Source organism: Nocardia sp. NPDC060255, from assembly GCF_042727395.1.
Classification (GTDB): Bacteria; Actinomycetota; Actinomycetes; order Mycobacteriales; family Mycobacteriaceae; genus Nocardia.
Genome location: NZ_JBHXAU010000023.1, coordinates 94,522 through 111,182 on the forward strand (window position 1 = coordinate 94,522; position 16,661 = coordinate 111,182).

The window sequence follows — 16,661 nt, forward strand, 5'->3', positions numbered from 1 at the left end:
CTGCACGATTCGTGCGCGGCGCCCACCGCGGGATTACTGGACTGGCTGACCTCCGCCTACTCGCTCGGTGCCGGGCATTTCGGGAGTGTGAACCTGGGCGGTGGTTAGTCGGCGTGGCGGACGCAGGAGGCGATGGGTTCGCTGGGTTGGTCGTCGGGGCGGCCGGTGGCTACTCGGTCGAGGGTGACGGTTACTGTTCCGGCGCGGTCGATTTCGACGCGTTTGTTGCCGTTCTGTCCGTCTACCAGGACGGTGGCGAGGTGGCGGCGGCCAGGGGGGAGTATGCGGACGGTGATGTGGCCGTCGTGGACGTTGTCTAGTTCGCGGGTGGCCACGTGGCGGACTCGGGTGCAGAGCAGGGGAGCGGTGGTTTCGAGGCCGCCGTCGTCGAGGAGCATTACTTCGACGCCGCGTTGGCGGGCGGCGCGGGCGGCGGCGAGTAGTTCGGGGGTGGAGAGTTGGGGGGCGCGGAGTTCGTCGCGGAGTTCGGCTTCGAGTAGCCGGCATTCCTCGCGCTCGTCGGCTTGGAAGGGGACGGCGGCGGCGATGCGTTCGAGCATGGGGCGGGCGCGGCGGTCGAGTCGGTTGAGCTGGCGTTTGCGTTCGGCGTTCTGGGCGTCGATTCGGGCCTGTTTCACGGCGCGGGCGGTGGACTCGATTTCGAGGTGGTGCAGCGACCGCAGGGTGGGGCGCATGATGGCGGCGAAGACGGCGGCGATGGCGACGTTGACCATCGGCACGACGGCCTGCACGTACGCGGTCGGTTCGCCACCGGCGGCGAGCACGACGGCGAGCCAGGTGGCCGCGGTTCCCGTCCAGGCCAGCACGTTCCGGCCGCGCAACACGAGCATCGCCAGCGCACTACCGGCGGTGTAGGCGGTCCACACGCTGGTGTGCGCGTGCAGCTCTGCGGTGACTTGTTCGTGGGCGATCAAGGTGGCGATGGGACCGGCGGCGGCCACGAAGGCTGCGGCCTGCTGGCGGATCGGGGTCCCCCTGTCGAGCACGACGACAACGGTGGCGACGGCGATGAGCACGGCCGCGGCCACCAGCGCCACCGACAGCGGCAGTTCGGCCCGGCGCACCGAGCGGATCACCACGGCGGCGTCGGTGGCGAGCACCACGGCGATGATCGTCACCATGGTGGCGCGGTGTTCGCTGAGCAGCCGGCTCAGGTCGCCGTCGTCAGGTGTCATCGGGTGCGTTCCATTCCAACGTGATTCGGGTGCCCGCACCGGGACGGGAGTCGATGGTGGCGCGGCCGCCCGCCTCGCGCATCCGCTGCACGATGCTCACCGTGACGCCGAGCCGGTTCGCCGCGATCAGCGCCGGATCGAAACCTGCCCCGTCGTCGGCGATGACGACGGTGATGCCGCACGCGCGCGCCATGATCGACAACTGCCGCGCGACCGAACGCCCCGGCACATCGGCGTGCCGCACGCTGTTCCGAACGGCTTCCCCCGCGGCTTCGGCGAGCGCGGTCACCGCGGCGGCATCGATGCGCAGATCGGCCGAGCTGTAATCGTGGCGAACCCGCACGCGCAGTTCCGCCTCGGTGGCGTCGACCACTTCGCGCGCGATCGTCTCGATCGCCTCGAGGTCGGTGCGTATGTCGTTGACGCGCCCGATGGCCGCGAACTGGCCGAGCGCTTGATTCGCTTGCCGCGCAAGCATGGTGGGGCAGCCGCCGCGCGAGGTGTCGAGCAGGGTGGCGAGCACCTTGTCGTGGATCACGCCGGCGAAGCGCGCCCGTTCGCTGGCCCGCGCCTCGTCCGCCGCCGCGCGTGAGGCCAGGTGGTGTGCGCGCGCCCGTTCCTTGTCGAGCAGGCGGGCCGCGCGCCGCGCCGTTTCGGTGATGTAGACGAAGGTCACCGTGATGCCGAGGATGCGCATCGAGGTGAGTGCGAATTCGGTCCAGCCGAGGTCGCCGGTGGCCTCGCCGGTGGACGATGCGGCAAGCACGCTGACGCCGACGACGTAGATCGCGGTGGCCGGCGTCCGCCAGGCCAGCGTTGCCGCGACCCCGCCGAGCGGGACCAGCCGATAGATCCATTCCACATCGTCGGTGACCTGCCCCGGCAGCACCGCGAACCCGGACAGCCCGACGGCCATCGCGAAAACCGTTGCGTGCGTTGCCGCGATGACCCGTACGGTGGGCAGCGCGACCTGCAGCGCGGTCGCGGCCAGCAGCAGCGCGGTGCCGAAGACGCCGAACATGGCCAGCGCGGTCCACCAGCCGGGGAAGTGCCGCGACTGCTCGGCGATCTCGGCCGCGTCGCCCGCGCCGAAGATCCACACGCCGACACCGAGCGCGAACAGCAGAATGCGGTCGATCTGCTCGGTGGCGGCTCGGCTGATCGAAGTCTGCTGGCTACATCGACCCGACAACGCGGCCACGGTGCGGCCGAACAGTGACGGCGACATCGAGGTCATCGCGGTTCGCCGACCTCGATCCTGGACCGGCTCGACGCTCGCCTCGGTGCGTACACGGCCTTGGCCTCGCGCTTCGGGCGCAGGTTGATCGTCAACTTCATCGCGGCGTCCCGGTCGATCCGCAGCGTGCCGCCGGCCAGCAGCAACGCGGTGAAGATCTGCCCCTCCAACAGCGCGAGGGCGGAACCGATGCAGACATGCTCGCCCGCGCCGAAAGGCAAGTAGGACAGCCGCTCCCACGACCGGTCCGCCTCCTGCGCGAATCGATCGGGGTCGAATTTCTCCGGATCAGGGAACTGCCGAGCCGACCGGTGCATCACGTACGGGGCGACGAACACGATCGTGCCCTCGGCGATGGCGTAATCGCCGATCCGCGTCGCGCACGCGGCCTCGCGCAGGAACGCGGGCGACGGCGGATACAGCCGCATCGACTCCTTGAACACCTGCAGGCAGTAGGGGAGTTGTCCCAGATCCTCGGCCGTCGGCGTCGCGTCGCCGAGCACTCGATCGACCTCGGCGGCGGCACGTTCGGCGATGCCGGGATGGCGCGACAGCGCGTACGCCGTCCAGAACATCGCGTCGGCGCTGGTCTCGTGCGCCGCGGCCCACAGGTTGATCACCTCGTCGACCAGCCGGTCCTGGCTCATCGGCGCACCGTCGCGGTCGCGCTGGGCGAGCATGGCGGACACGATGTCGTCGTGCCGTTCGGGATTCCGGCGCCGCACGTCGATCGCGCGGGCGGCCCAGTCGCGCACCAGCGCGAGATCCTGGATGAAGTCGCGGTTGCGTTTCGTCGGAATGTTCAACGGCGCCACGATCGGTCGCGACATCGCCCGCATCTCCCAGTCGAAGATCCGGGTCGCCGCCTCGACCACCTCCCGGTGCGCGTCGAGCGGTTCGTCGATCAGCAGCCCGGCGACGACGTCGTGCATCATCTCCTGCACCCCGGCGAGCAGGTCCACCTCGCCCGCCGCCTGCCATTTCCGCAGGTGCGCATGCATCCGGGTGGCCATCACGGCCACGTATTTCGGCACCCGCCGCGCGGTGAACAGCGGTGCGACCATTGCACGTTGCGTGCGATGCACCTCGCCCTCGGAGATGATCAATCCCTCGCGCAGCGCGGGCCACAGCGTCCCCGTCACCGCCCGCGCGCGCCGGAATTCCGCGGCCCGCGACACCAGCACCTCGTTGATCTGCGCGGGCCCGGTCACCAGCACCGCCGGAAACATCCCGATCCGAAACCCGGCCACCGGCCCGTGCTCGTCGGCCAGCCGTCCCATCACGGCCAGCGGATCACGGAACCAGCGCAGCGTTGTACCCAACCCGAGCACGCCACTACGTCCGTGGTCCAGTTGCTCGATTTCCCCCGCCCGATCATCGTTCACTGACGATTCCTCCCATGGTTCGTCATCGAAGTCAGAACGATTCGTCAGCCCCGCCGCCCGGTGATCAGGACGTCTGACGAGCAGTCTGTCTGTGCCGGATCGTATTGGGGCGACGGCCCGGAGTCATGCCCGCAGAACTGGGGTTAGGCATGGTTTTCGCAGGTCGATGCCGTTCGTGAGATGCGTTCGACAGCACCGTGTTCGGGCCGCGCGACACCCGCGAGTTAAGTGATAGGATGATTGATCTTAGTTTAGCTAAACAGTTGCTGGTCTGCGTGTGTTGCCTCACCTGATGAAGGAAAAACAACTCCATGGCTGTCATGCTGCAAACAGGAGAACAGCGCGGCACCGGTGCGATCGGAAAGCCGCGCGCCTCGCGTGAATTCGCGGTACTCGGTGCCGCGATCGTGTTCGCCTGCGTCTCCGTCGGCGCCTGGCTGGCATTCATCCGGCCGAACTGGGACATGTACTGGCACCAGGTCGACCTGCAGGTTTATATGTGGGGCGGCTCCATGGCCGCGCTACACCCCGAGCTGCTGTACGACGGGCGCGGCCCGCTGGGGCTGCCCTTCCTCTATCCGGTCTTCGCCGCGTGGATCTGTGCGGAATTGGCCCAGTTCCCGATCAACTATGTCGGGACCGGCGTTGTCGTGATGACGGTGGTGTCGCTCGGAATTAGCGTGTGGAGTGCCGGGGTGTTGCAGCGTCGGCGGCGCGGGCTTGCCCTGGTCGCGCTGACCATCGCCGTCAGTGCCGCCGGACTCTGGCTCGAGCCGGTCCAGCAGACCTTGCAGTTCGGGCAGCTCAGCGTGCTGCTGATGGCGATGGTGCTCGCCGATCTCGCCCTCCCCAAGAATCGTTGGTACCGCGGCATTCTCATCGGCCTCGCGACCGGCCTGAAGCTGACACCCGCGGTTTTCGTCGTCTATCTGCTTATCACCCGGCAATTCAAAGCCGCCGCCACCGCGTGCGCCGCGTTCGCCGCGACGGTCGCGATCGGCTTCTGGTATCGGCCGACGCAGGCGCTGGAATTCTGGACGACCACCATGACGTCGCAGAACCGGATCGGCTTCGCCTATGTGCAGAATCAATCGATCAACGGGCTGTTCGGTCGCCTGCAATGGTCGAGCTGGGAGGACAGCAGTTCCTCGCTGGTGTGCGCCGGACTGCTCGGTCTCGCCGGAATAGCGGCCGCGCGAATCGCTTACCTGCGTGGCGACGAACTGCTCGGCGCGCTGCTCGCGGCCACCGTGATGCTGCTCGCCTCGCCGATCTCCTGGACGCACTACTGGGTGTGGATTGTTCCGGCGCTGATGTGGGTGTTCCGCGCGCTCCGCGATCGTCCGCTCGGCGTCCGGATCGCGGTGCCCGCGGCGATCTACCTGTTCGTGTTCGCGTGGCCGATGCGGATCGATCGGGTCGGCTGGTGGGATCCCGATCTGCCCCTGCTGCCGCAAGGACTGGTCTGGGATGTGCCGCAGACCAACGGCCGCGAATACCGTTGGAACCTCTGGCAATTCCTCCTCGGCGACTCGTACACCCTGCTCGCCGTCGGTGCGCTGGTCGCCGCGAGCGGCTGGCTGCTCTTGCGCAGGCATGGGAACCCGCGTGCTGAATCGGGCATCGAGCCGGATTCCGTGCAAGTGGTCAGCTCGATCACCTCGAAGGAGCTCGCGGCATCCCGAGCCGCACATACGCGCGGCGCCGGGACGGTCGAAGTTGCTGCGGAACAGCAGGATTCGGTTCCTTTGTAGCGCGTTCAAGATTGCCGGTAGTAGCTCGCCGGTACGGAATCGAGCTCCCACTCCGGTGTGATGACGGTTGAGGAACCGCTGAATACCGTCTCGCGATATGCGCTCACGTCGACTGCTCGCCGTCTCGCTCGGTCTTTTCGCCGTCGTCACGACGGCCTGCTCAGGTACCGCCGAATCGGACACTTCCGTGACTTCTTCCGCGTTGACGATTCCGTTCCGCGACTTCGTCTCGAAGGCGGAGCTGACCTTCCCCTCCGGTGACAGACCGGCACCGCTCGTCGTGCTCGTCGGTGGGTCGGGCCCGGAGGATCTCAATGCCGACGACGCGAGCGACGGGGCGACCTCACGCGGCCACCTCTTCGCGGACGTCTCCCGTTCGCTGGCGAATCAAGGGTTCGCCACGCTGCGCTACAACAAGCACTACGTGAACGGGCTCGGCGACATCGATCCACGTTTCGCCACCGAGCTCACCATGCCGCAGCTGGTCGATGATGTGCACAGCGCCGTTACCGCGGTGGCGAACGACCCGAGGATCGATCCGCGACGGGTGTATCTCTTTGGCTGGAGCGAAGGTACGGCCGTTGTCGCCGCCGCCGCGAAGGGACTGCCGAATCTGCGCGGAATCATCCTGCAGGGTGCGGTCGGCATCCCGTGGCGCGAGGGACTGATCGCGCAGTGGGAACGGGTTGTGCGGCCCTATCTACGGAACTTCGCGGTCGACGGATCGGTGGGTGCCGCGGAACTTAGCCGGGCCTGGCACGGCGACGGCGGAGTGGTGGCGCACGAACTGATCAGTGTGCTCGGTGATGACGTCAGCTCGGAGCACACCGCCATCAACCGGGCCTTCGACCCGGACGGCAATGGCAGGATCGATCTCGACAACGAACTACCCACTGCGGCAGTGCGGTTCGTCGATGATCAGTTGGCAGGCGGAGTCTTCCGTCTCTACGGCGCACCCACGACGCTGCCCGATGTCGCCGCGCAGGCCCCTGCACTCCGCGACCTTCCCATCCTCATCCTGCACGGCGAGAACGACAGCAACGTCTCAGTAGCCGCCGCCGTCCGAATCGATCAAGCGCTGGCAGCCAGCGGAAGCCGCGATCACACGCTGCGCACGTATCCACGGTCCGGTCATTCCCTCAGTGCGGCAATGGATCTGCAGCACGACCCGATCGGCCCGATACGGCCCGAACCGCTCGCCGACCTCGGGAACTGGCTGCGCGACCACGAATCACGTTGACCGCGTTCGGATTCAGGCGTGGTGGCCGAGGGCGAGGTCGAGGAAGTCGAAGAATTGCTGCCGGATTATCCGAGTATCGACGGCACCGGCGAATTCGTGGTCGGTCAGCTGGTAGCTGAAGAACTGGGTGCGTACTCCGGCATTCTTCAGTGCGGTGTTCAACTGAACGCTCTGCTCGAACGGCACCAGGTGATCGAGAACGCCGTGCTGCAACAGGAATGGCGGGTCGTCGCTACTGACGTAGGTGATGGGGCTGGCCGCGCGTGCCCGATCCGGGCATTTCGACGGAGCACAACCCAGATACTGCTGTTCGGGTGAGCCTTCGTCGTGCGGGAGGCCGCCAGGAAGGCTCTGACTGTCCATTGTCGTGAAATCGGCCGGACCAAACCAATCCGCTACCGCCTGCACTCGGCTGGAATAGCTGGGATTGCCGCCGTTGCCTTCGAGTTCGGGGCGATCACCGGTGGTGCCCACTATGTTGGCCATATAGCCGCCCGCCGAATCTCCCCATGCGGCGAAACGGGTGGCATCGAAGCCGTAGGTATCTGCCTGCGCGCGGAGCCAGCGCACCGCGGCTTTGACATCGAAAACCGGAGCTGGCCATTGGCTTTGCGGACTCAGGCGATAGTCCACACTGGCCATGGCGTAGCCACGCTGATTGAGCGCGTGGGCGATATCGGCCACCGATCCCCAAGGCAGCGGGATGCCGGAATTGGTCCGATTGCCGGAAATGAATCCGCCGCCGTGGAAATAGATCACCAGCGGCGCGGGACCGGGGTGCGCACTCGGTAGATACAGATCGAGTAACTGAGGAGTTCCCGCCGCCTCGGTATAGGGAATGGCCGGTAGATATCCACTGGGTGGCGCTGCGTGCACCGTCGCGGCGGTGACGCCGAGCGAGGTGGACGCGGCCAGCAGCAGAATTGCCGCGAATCGGGGGATAGACCTGCGGTGGATCATCATGTCGAACTCTTCTGTCGAAGGCAGGCTGAATTCGCGGACGGTACCAAGAATCGGCTGGTACCAACCATCCCCAGACGGGATGGTTCCCCTTTGGTTCACGGCAAGTCTTGTAATGCGGCGCGAATCACATCCAGGAACCACGCCTGCGCGGCGCTACGCCCCGGCGGCCTGCGCGTATACGCGGCGATCTCGGCGGGCTCGATGGGCCACGGCAGGGCGAAGGTCCGGACCCGATGCGTCCCGGCCATGGCGCGAGCGATCCGGTTCGGCACGATGGCGACGAGTTCGGTGTCCTGCACGACGTACGGCAGCGTGGCGAAGCGAGTGACGCGGACCGCGATGTGCCCTTCGAGTCCGTGTGCGCGCAGGGCGTGCCGTGGCGCGGGGTGACCGGTGGTGCCCTCGACGACGATATGGCGTTCACCTCGGAGTTCGGCGTCGGTCGGGGCGGTGCCGCGCAGCCGAGGATGGTCGGCCGAGACCATCCCGGCGTAACCCTCGGTGAACAGCGGTATCCGGTTGAGCCGCACCGAATCCAGCACCGGGCTGGCCACGATCGCGTCGACCCGGCCACGGGTGAGTTGCTCTTCGGCGGTGTCGATGTCGAACGCGTGCACCTGCAACGTCGCGGCGGGCGCACGGGCCGCGAGCTCGGTGTGCACCAGCGGCAGCGAGTTCACCTCACCGAGGTCGGTGAGCCCGATCGAGAAGCTGATGGGCCCGGACGGGTCGAATTGTGTTGCGGCGCCGATGGTCACATCGAGCTGCTCGATGGCGGTGCGCAGCGGCGGATAGAGCCGCTCGGCCTCCGAGCTGGGCACCAGACCGCCCGGACCGCGCGCGAACAGCTCGTCCCCGAGCCGCCTGCGCAGCTTGCCCAACCCGTAGCTGACGGTGGGCTGCGTGACGCCGAGTACGTCGGCCGCCGCCGTCACGCTGCGCGTCTCGTAGAGCAGGACGAACGTCCGCACGAGGTTCAGATCGAATTCGGCTCCCATAGACGCACTCTATATAGATCCGAAAAAACATCTATTGGATTTCTGATGTGGGCGATCGTAGCGTGATGGCAATCACGATTGCTCCTCCAGAAACGAATTCCCTATGAAGAAGTTGCTGTCCTGGTCCGCCGTGCTCTGCTGGTTGACCGTCCTGCTGGAGGGCTACGACCTCGTCGTTCTCGGCGCCGTCATCCCCACGCTCATCGATCAGCACCACATCGGATTCACTGCTGCCAGTGCGACTTTCGCCGCGACCATCTCGCTGGTCGGCGTCGCCATCGGCGCGACGGCCTCGGGACCCGTCGCCGATCGCTTCGGTCGCCGCCGGATGCTGCTCTGCTCGATCGCCCTCTTCTCGCTGTTCACCGCCGCCGTGCCGCTGGCCGGATCGGTGAGCGTCTTCGCCGCGTTCCGCCTGATCGCCGGGCTGGGGCTCGGTGCGTGCCTGCCGACCGCGCTGACCCTGATGGCGGAGTTCATGCCGCCGGCGCGCCGGGCCTTCGCGAGCACGATCACGATGACCGGCTATCACACCGGTGCGGTGCTCACCGCGTTGGTCGCGCTGCGCGTCATCCCGCATTGGCAGCCGCTGTTCTATGCGGGCGGGGTCGCCGGACTGCTGTTGCTGCCGGTGATCTGGGCCAAGCTGCCCGAGTCCGAGGCCTATCTCGCCGCCAAGGACGCACCGACTCGAGTAAAGCCGACCGTGTTGCTGCAGCCCGTGTATCTGCGTGCGACGCTGGGGGTTTGGGTCGGATCGTTCATGGGGCTGCTGCTCGTCTACGGCTTGAACACCTGGCTGCCGAAGCTGATGCGCGACGCCGGATACAACATGTCCACGTCGCTGACCGTGCTGCTGATGCTGAACATCGGGGCCGTCATCGGCTTGCTCACGGCGGGCACCCTCGCCGATCGGCGCGGCATCAAACCGACCGTGCTGGTGTGGTTCGGCGCGGCGGCGGTCTTCCTCGCGCTGCTCAGCGTCAAGATGTCGAGCACCGTGCTGCTCAATGCCCTGGTGCTGGTCACGGGCATCTTCGTGTTCTCGGCCCAGGTGCTCATCTACGCCTACGTGACCCAGGCGTACCCGGCCGAAATCCGCGCCACCGCAATGGGGTTCGCCGCGGGTGTGGGACGGCTCGGTGCGATCTTCGGTCCGACGATCACCGGCTGGCTCATCGTCGTCGGGTCCGCGAACCCTTGGGGCTTCTACCTTTTCGCCGCGGTCGCGGGCATCGGGTTGCTCGCGATGGCCGCGGTGCCGCGCACCACCGTCGACGGACTCGTTCCGGTCGAGTCCGCCGCGTCGGCAGACCGAGGAGCGAACGCGGCATGAAGAGTACCCGTACCCAGGTAGCGATCGTAGGTGCCGGTCCGGCCGGTCTCCTGCTCTCGCATCTGTTGCACCGTGCGGGCATTCACTCCGTCGTGATCGATCATCGCGGGTACGAGCAGATCGCGGGCACCATCCGGGCGGGGATTCTCGAGGCGGGATCGGTTCGGCTGCTGGTGGATTCGGGTGTGTCCGAGCGTGTGCTCACCGATGGCCAGCGGCACGACGGTGTCGTGTTGCGCTACGACGGGGAGAACCATCGGATCGACTTCCAGGAACTGGTCGGCGAATCGGTGTGGCTGTACCCGCAGACCGAGGTGTTCATGGACCTGTCCGTGCGGCGCACGGTGGACGGGGGAGACGTGCGCTACAACATCACCGATACCGTCGTGGACATCTCCGGTCGTCGCCCGACGATGACGTTCGCCGAAGCGGACGGCAATAAGGTGTGCGTCGAGGCCGACCTGCTCGTCGGTGCGGACGGCTCCCGATCGATCTGCCGCCACGCCTTCCCCGACGGCACCCGCGCGGAATGGTTCCGCGAATATCCGTTCGCCTGGTTCGGCTTCCTGACCGAGGCACCGCCCTCGCACGACGAGTTGATATACACCCGTTCGGATTACGGTTTCGCGCTGATCAGCCAGCGCACGCCGACGATGCAGCGGATGTACTTCCAGTGCGAGCCCGGTGAGCATACGGAGGCGTGGGACGACGACCGGATCTGGACCGAGATGCGAAGACGGGTGAACGGCAACGGTTTCGAACTCCAGGAGGGTCCGATCAGCGCGAAAATGGTGCTGCCGTTCCGCTCCTTCGTCACCGCGCCGATGCGGCACGACAAACTGCTGCTCGCGGGCGACGCCGCGCACACCGTTCCGCCGACCGGCGCGAAGGGCCTGAACCTCGCGCTCGCCGACGTGGCCGTACTGGCGGAGGTGATCGCCGACTTCTACCGCATCGGCGAAGCCGACGTGCTCGATCGATACACCGAGCGAGCCCTGGACCGGGTCTGGCGGGCCCAGCACTTCTCTTACTGGGCGACCACGATGCTGCACGCGCTCGGCGACGCATCGCCCTTCGATAGACAAAGACAGCGCGGTGAACTGGCGATGGTCACTGGATCGCGTTATGGCGCAGCGTATTTCGCTGAGGCATACACCGGCTGGCAGCAGAAATAGACCCTACGAAAGGTAAGGAGTGATTGTGGCCCGGATTTCGTCCTTGGCGGACGCGGTGGCAGAGCTCGTGCACGACGGCGACATCGTCGCGCTGGAGGGGTTCACGCACCTGATCCCGGTCGCGGCCGGGCAGGAGATCATCCGGCAGCGCAGGCGCGAGCTGACGCTGGTCCGGATGACCCCGGACATCGTGTACGACCAGTTGATCGGCGCCGGGTGCGCGGCCAAGCTGGTGTTCTCCTGGGGCGGCAACCCGGGTGTCGGCTCGCTGCACCGGTTCCGAGATGCGGTCGAGCACGCCTGGCCGAGGCCGCTGGAGATCGAAGAGCACAGTCACGCGGGCATGGCCAACCGGTATGTGGCGGGCGCCTCCGGTCTGCCGTTCGCGGTGCTGCGGGGCTATGTCGGCACCGATCTGCCGACGGTCACCGAGACGATCAAGCCGATCACCTGCCCGTTCACCGGCGAGCAGCTGACCGCGGTGCCCGCGATCAACCCGGACGTCACGGTGATTCACGCGCAGCGCGCGGATCGGTCCGGGAACGTGCAGCTGTGGGGTCTGCTCGGCGTGCAGAAGGAGGCCGTGCTCGCCGCGCGGCGCAGCCTGGTCACTGTCGAAGAGATCGTCGATGAGCTCACGCCCGTGCCCGGCGCGATCGTATTGCCCGCCTGGGCGGTGACCGCGGTCGCCGAGGTACCCGGCGGCGCGAATCCTTCGTATGCCCATGGGTATTCCGAACGGGACAACGCCTATTACGCGGCCTGGGACCCGATCAGTCGTGATCGAGTGCGGTTCACCGAGTGGCTCCAGGAGCACGTGTACGCCGATATCGCTGGGAGTGTGGCATGAGCGGGTCGACTGCTGACGAGACGATGACCGTCGCGGCGGGGCGGGCCTTGCGTGGCGGCAAGCGGTGCTTCGTGGGCATCGGGTTACCTTCTACGGCAGCGAATTTGGCGCGGACCACGCACGCGCCGGATCTGGTGCTCATCTACGAGTCCGGCACGCTGGGATCCAAGCCGGGCAGGCTGCCCGCCTCGATCGGCGACGGCATTCTCGCGGAGACCGCCGATGCGGTGATCAGCGTGCCGGAGGTGTTCAACTACTGGCTGCAACCGGGGCGGATCGATATCGGGTTCCTCGGTGCCGCGCAGTTGGATCGGTTCGGCAATATCAACACCACCGTCATCGGCGACTATCACACTCCGAAGGTGCGGTTGCCCGGGGCGGGGGGTGCGCCGGAGATCGCGGCGTCCTGCGGTGAGGTGTTCGTCGTCGTCCGGCAATCTCGCCAATCCTTTGTCGAGCGAGTCGATTTCGTCACCTCGTTCGGGCACGGGCGTGGTGGTGGCGAGCGCGCGAAGCTCGGGTTACGTGGGGCCGGGCCGACTCAGGTCATTACTGATCTGGGCATCATGCGGCCCGACGAGAACGGCGAGTTGGTGCTGACCGCGATACATCCGGGGGTGACGGTCGACCAGGTGCGTGCGGCGACGGGCTGGGAACTGAAGGTCGCCGACGACCTGGCGGTCACCGAGCCGCCGACCGACGCCGAACTCGCGGCCCTGCACACGTTGCAGGCGGCATCATGAGCGGCGCGTTCCTCTATGACGGTGTCCGAACGCCTTTCGGCCGCTACGGCGGAGCGCTCGCCGGTGTCCGTCCCGACGATCTCGGCGCGCACGTGCTGCGCGCGCTGACCGAACGCACCGGGCTGGACCCGGCGACGGTCGATGACGTGCTGTTCGGCGCCGCCAACCAGGCAGGCGAGGACAACCGCAATGTCGCGCGAATGGCCGCGCTGCTGGCGGGCTGGCCGACCTCGGTACCCGGCACCACCGTGAACCGGTTGTGCGGGTCGAGTCTGGACGCGGTGCTGCACGCTTCGCGGGCCATCGAGACCGGCGACGCGGCGACCGTGGTGGCGGGCGGGGTCGAATCGATGAGCCGCGCGCCCTGGGTGATGACCAAGCCGCCCAAGGGATTTCCTGCGGGCGATGCCACGCTGCATTCGACCACGCTCGGCTGGCGGATGGTCAACCCGGCGATGCCCGATCAGTGGACGGTGACGCTGGGCGAGAGCACCGAGCTGCTCGCCGACCGCTTCGGCATCGATCGCACGGCGCAGGACGAGTTCGCCGCGCGCAGTCACCAGCTTGCCGCAAAAGCTTGGGACAACGGGTTTTACGACGACCACGTCGTGGCTGTCCCGGATACCGACCTCGCTCGTGACGAACCGATGCGCCCGGACACCACCGTGGACAAGCTGACGCGACTACGGCCGTCGTTCCGCCCGGCCGGAACCGTCACCGCGGGCAATGCCTCGCCGCTCAGTGACGGTGCATGTGCGCTGTTGCTCGGTGACGAGACGCTCGCCGAGCGGATCGGCCGAGCACCGCTTGCCCGGATCGCCGGACGCGGTGCGGCAGGTGTCGACCCCGACGAGTTCGGTATCGGTCCGGTGCAGGCCGCACGAAATGCGTTGCGCCGAGCCGGAATCGGCTGGGGCGATCTCGGCGTGGTCGAGCTGAACGAGGCGTTCGCCGCGCAATCGCTGGCCTGCCTGGCCGGGTGGCCCGACCTGGACCCGGAGCTCATCAATGTCAATGGCGGCGCACTCGCGCTCGGCCACCCGCTCGGCGCGTCCGGCGGCCGGATCGTCAACCAGCTGGCCCGCGAAATGCGGCGCCGCGGCAGCCGATGGGGACTTGCCGCATTGTGCATCGGTGTGGGCCAAGGCCTCGCCGTCGTCCTGGAGGCAACATCATGAAGACTCGACCGCATCCGGCCAGGTTTCGGCACGACCCCGACGACATTCATCCGCCGCTGGACTATCCCGACTACACCTCCACGGTGTTGCGTCATCCGCGGGAAGCACTGATCCTGTTGCCGCAGCGGCTGACCGAGCTCACCGGTCCGGTGTTCGGCTCGGATCGGTTGGGCCCCAGGGACAATGATCTGACCGCGCAGCATGCGGGCGAGCCGATCGGTCAGCGCATCATCGTGCACGGACGGCTGCTCGACGGCGACGGCAAGCCGATCCCGCGCTCGCTGATCGAGATCTGGCAGGCCAACGCGGGCGGCCGCTATCGGCATGATCGCGATCGCTGGAACTCCGCGCTGGACCCCAACTTCGACGGTGCCGGGCGCACCTATACCGATGATGCGGGGCGCTACGAGTTCACCACCATCAAGCCCGGCGCTTACCCGTGGCGCAATCACCACAACGCGTGGCGGCCCGCGCACATCCACTTCTCGCTGTTCGGGCAGGCGTTCGCGCAGCGGCTGGTGACACAGATGTACTTCCCGGACGATCCGCTGTTCTTCCAGGATCCGGTCTACAACTCGGTACCCGAGCACGCTCGCGAATTACTGGTCAGCCGTTTCGATTACCAGCGCACCGAGCCCGCGCAGGCGTTGGCCTTCGAGTTCGACATCGTGCTGCGCGGGCGCGACGCCACACCTTTCGAACACGAGGAGGACGATGATGATTAGCTTGCGCAGCACCCCGTCCCAGACCGTCGGCCCGTTCCTGCACATCGGCCTGATCCAGGACGACAGTGTGTTCGCCGTGCCGTCGGGAACGCCGGGCGCGGTATGGATCACCGGCCGGGTGTTCGACGGTGCGGGCACGGCCATCGACGACGCCATGGTCGAGACCTGGCAGGCCGACCTCGCCGGACTGGTGGACGATGACGAGAGCCCCAGTGACCGAAGGGGTTTCGCGCGCAGCGACACCCGGCTCGGGCAGTTCGCGATCTACACTGTCGTCCCCGGCCCGGTGTGTGACGGCGCGGGCGGACGGCAGGCCCCACACCTCGATATGTCGGTGTTCTCTCGCGGCCTGCTGCATCGAGTGGTCACCCGGATCTACTTTCCGGAGCACGCCGACCGGCATTCGGTCGACCCGGTGTTGGCGACGGTGCCGCCGGCGCGCCGCGACACGTTGATCGCGGTGCGCGAAGGTGACGGCTACCTCTTCGACGTGCACCTGCAGGGCGACGGCGAGACGGTGTTCTTCGATGTCTGACGGTCTGTTCGACGGCGTGCTCGCGGCGGGACCCGTCGCCGAGCTGGTCAGCGATCGGGCCTGGGTGCAGGCGATGCTCGACTTCGAGGCGGCGCTCGCACAGGCCTGCGCCGCGGCCGGAGTGATTCCGGACGATGCGGCGCAGGCCATCGAAAGAGGCTGCTGTGCTGAGGATTACGACATCGCAGCGCTCGGCACCGAGGCGGTGCGGATCGGCAACCTGGCGGGCCCGCTGGTGCGGGAACTGACCGCGCGGGTCGCGCCAGGGGCCGCCGGATATGTACATCTGGGCGCGACCAGTCAGGACGTTATCGACACCGCCGCGATGCTGGTGACCGCGTGGGCACTGGCCGCGCTACGCATCGACCTGCACGCCTGCGCGGTGCGGCTCGCGACGCTGGCTGAGGAGCACGCGAGTACGGTGCTGGCCGGTCGCAGCCTGCTCCAACAGGCACCGCCGGTGACCTTCGGGCTCACCGCGGCAGGGTGGCTCGGTGGCATTGTCGCGGCGCTGGACCGCATCGACGTGATTCGCGAAGAACGGCTCGCCGTGCAGTTCGGCGGCGCGGTCGGAACCTTGGCGTCGTTGCGCGGCAACGGTATTCCGGTCCTGCGCGAGCTCGCCCGTCGCCTCGAACTCGCCGAGCCGGTGCTGCCGTGGCACACCGAGCGCAGCCGGATCGGCGAGATCGCCGGGGCGCTCGGGCAGACCTGCGGCGCGGTCGCGAAGATCGCCCGCGACATCACCCTGCTCGCGCAGACCGAGATCGCCGAGGTGTCCGAGCAGGGCCCACCCGGCAGCGGTGGCTCATCGACCATGCCGCACAAGCGAAATCCCGTCGCCGCGGTGCTCGCGGCCGGGTCGGCGGCCCAGGCTCCTGGGCTGGTCGCTACCCTGCTGGGTGCCGCAGCGCATGAACACCAGCGAGCCGCCGGATCGTGGCATGCCGAGTGGCGGCCACTGGTCGAATTGTTGCGCAGCACCGGGTCCGCCGTGCACTGGCTTCGAGTGAGCCTGGATCGCCTTCAGGTCGATTCAGACCGCATGCGCGCCAACCTCGACAGCACCGGCGGCCGGCTGTTGGCCGAGCAGGTCGCCATCGAGCTGATGTCGGCATCGCACGGCGCAGTGGGCAGGCAAGAGGCAGGCGACCTGGTCGCGGCCTGCTGCCGACAGGCCGGAGCGGACGACCTTGCCGATGTGCTCGCGGCCGATGTCGTGATCGGAAAGTTCTTGGACCGCAATCGAATCGGCGAACTGCTCGAGCCGTCCGGCTATCTGGGGTCCGCCGACGAGTTCATCCGCCGCGCACTGAGCGATTGGCAGTCGCGACTATGAGCGAGGT

At 67.4% G+C, this 16,661-nt stretch carries 15 protein-coding genes; 10 read left to right on the forward strand and 5 right to left on the reverse strand.

Translation table 11 applies throughout. The features are described from left to right. Positions 1 to 104 precede the first annotated feature (104 nt). Genes ACFWF1_RS33210 through ACFWF1_RS33220 form a run of 3 tightly spaced genes read right to left on the reverse strand, consistent with a single transcriptional unit; the run spans position 105 to position 3,818 of the window. Positions 105 to 1,196 (reverse strand): hypothetical protein, encoded by a 1,092-nt coding sequence (locus ACFWF1_RS33210; RefSeq protein ID WP_379290562.1) that lies wholly within the window; start codon positions 1,194 to 1,196, stop codon positions 105 to 107. Continuing rightward, on the reverse strand, positions 1,186 to 2,433 hold the full coding sequence (locus tag ACFWF1_RS33215) for a sensor histidine kinase (RefSeq protein WP_379290560.1): 1,248 nt from the start codon (positions 2,431 to 2,433) through the stop codon (positions 1,186 to 1,188). The genes ACFWF1_RS33210 and ACFWF1_RS33215 overlap by 11 nt, the downstream gene beginning before the upstream one ends. Then, positions 2,430 to 3,818, reverse strand: coding sequence for a cytochrome P450 (locus ACFWF1_RS33220; protein ID WP_379290558.1), 1,389 nt, complete (start codon positions 3,816 to 3,818; stop codon positions 2,430 to 2,432). The genes ACFWF1_RS33215 and ACFWF1_RS33220 overlap by 4 nt, the downstream gene beginning before the upstream one ends. A 311-nt stretch (positions 3,819 to 4,129) precedes the next feature. Here ACFWF1_RS33220 and ACFWF1_RS33225 point away from each other — a divergent pair, with 311 nt between their 5' ends. Together ACFWF1_RS33225 and ACFWF1_RS33230 are read left to right on the forward strand one after the other, a co-directional pair. Next, positions 4,130 to 5,572, forward strand: coding sequence for a glycosyltransferase 87 family protein (locus ACFWF1_RS33225; protein ID WP_379290556.1), 1,443 nt, complete (start codon positions 4,130 to 4,132; stop codon positions 5,570 to 5,572). Between the two features lie 97 nt (positions 5,573 to 5,669). Further along, on the forward strand, positions 5,670 to 6,812 hold the full coding sequence (locus ACFWF1_RS33230) for an alpha/beta hydrolase family protein (RefSeq protein WP_379290554.1): 1,143 nt from the start codon (positions 5,670 to 5,672) through the stop codon (positions 6,810 to 6,812). A gap of 12 nt (positions 6,813 to 6,824) precedes the next feature. Here the strand turns inward: ACFWF1_RS33230 and ACFWF1_RS33235 are convergent, their stop codons facing one another. Both ACFWF1_RS33235 and ACFWF1_RS33240 read right to left on the reverse strand, forming a co-directional pair. Continuing rightward, complete coding sequence (locus tag ACFWF1_RS33235; protein ID WP_379290552.1) at positions 6,825 to 7,775, reverse strand: alpha/beta hydrolase fold domain-containing protein; 951 nt, start codon at positions 7,773 to 7,775, stop codon at positions 6,825 to 6,827. Between the two features lie 95 nt (positions 7,776 to 7,870). Then, entirely contained in the window at positions 7,871 to 8,773 is a 903-nt protein-coding gene (locus ACFWF1_RS33240) for a LysR family transcriptional regulator (protein WP_379290550.1), read from the reverse strand. Between the two features lie 103 nt (positions 8,774 to 8,876). On the opposite strand from ACFWF1_RS33240, the gene ACFWF1_RS33245 reads away from it, so the two are divergent. From ACFWF1_RS33245 to pcaB, 8 genes are read left to right on the forward strand one after another with little or no spacing between them, the layout of a single operon-like run. Beyond that, positions 8,877 to 10,109, forward strand: a complete 1,233-nt coding sequence (locus ACFWF1_RS33245) for an MFS transporter (protein ID WP_379290548.1) — start codon at positions 8,877 to 8,879, stop codon at positions 10,107 to 10,109. Beyond that, positions 10,106 to 11,284 carry a 4-hydroxybenzoate 3-monooxygenase gene (locus tag ACFWF1_RS33250; RefSeq protein ID WP_379290546.1) on the forward strand — a complete coding sequence of 393 codons (1,179 nt, stop codon included), beginning with the start codon at positions 10,106 to 10,108 and terminating at the stop codon, positions 11,282 to 11,284. Before ACFWF1_RS33245 ends, ACFWF1_RS33250 begins: the two co-directional genes overlap by 4 nt. 25 nt (positions 11,285 to 11,309) lie before the next feature. After that, complete coding sequence (locus ACFWF1_RS33255) at positions 11,310 to 12,134, forward strand: CoA transferase subunit A (RefSeq protein WP_379290544.1); 825 nt, start codon at positions 11,310 to 11,312, stop codon at positions 12,132 to 12,134. After that, positions 12,131 to 12,877, forward strand: coding sequence for a CoA-transferase subunit beta (locus ACFWF1_RS33260; RefSeq protein WP_379290542.1), 747 nt, complete (start codon positions 12,131 to 12,133; stop codon positions 12,875 to 12,877). Before ACFWF1_RS33255 ends, ACFWF1_RS33260 begins: the two co-directional genes overlap by 4 nt. Continuing rightward, on the forward strand, positions 12,874 to 14,055 hold the full coding sequence (locus tag ACFWF1_RS33265; RefSeq protein WP_379290540.1) for a thiolase family protein: 1,182 nt from the start codon (positions 12,874 to 12,876) through the stop codon (positions 14,053 to 14,055). The genes ACFWF1_RS33260 and ACFWF1_RS33265 overlap by 4 nt, the downstream gene beginning before the upstream one ends. Continuing rightward, positions 14,052 to 14,780, forward strand: a complete 729-nt coding sequence (pcaH, locus tag ACFWF1_RS33270; protein WP_379290539.1) for a protocatechuate 3,4-dioxygenase subunit beta — start codon at positions 14,052 to 14,054, stop codon at positions 14,778 to 14,780. The genes ACFWF1_RS33265 and pcaH overlap by 4 nt, the downstream gene beginning before the upstream one ends. Beyond that, complete coding sequence (gene pcaG / locus ACFWF1_RS33275) at positions 14,770 to 15,315, forward strand: protocatechuate 3,4-dioxygenase subunit alpha (protein WP_379290537.1); 546 nt, start codon at positions 14,770 to 14,772, stop codon at positions 15,313 to 15,315. The genes pcaH and pcaG overlap by 11 nt, the downstream gene beginning before the upstream one ends. Beyond that, entirely contained in the window at positions 15,308 to 16,654 is a 1,347-nt protein-coding gene (gene pcaB / locus ACFWF1_RS33280; RefSeq protein ID WP_379290535.1) for a 3-carboxy-cis,cis-muconate cycloisomerase, read from the forward strand. Before pcaG ends, pcaB begins: the two co-directional genes overlap by 8 nt. Positions 16,655 to 16,661 lie beyond the last annotated feature (7 nt).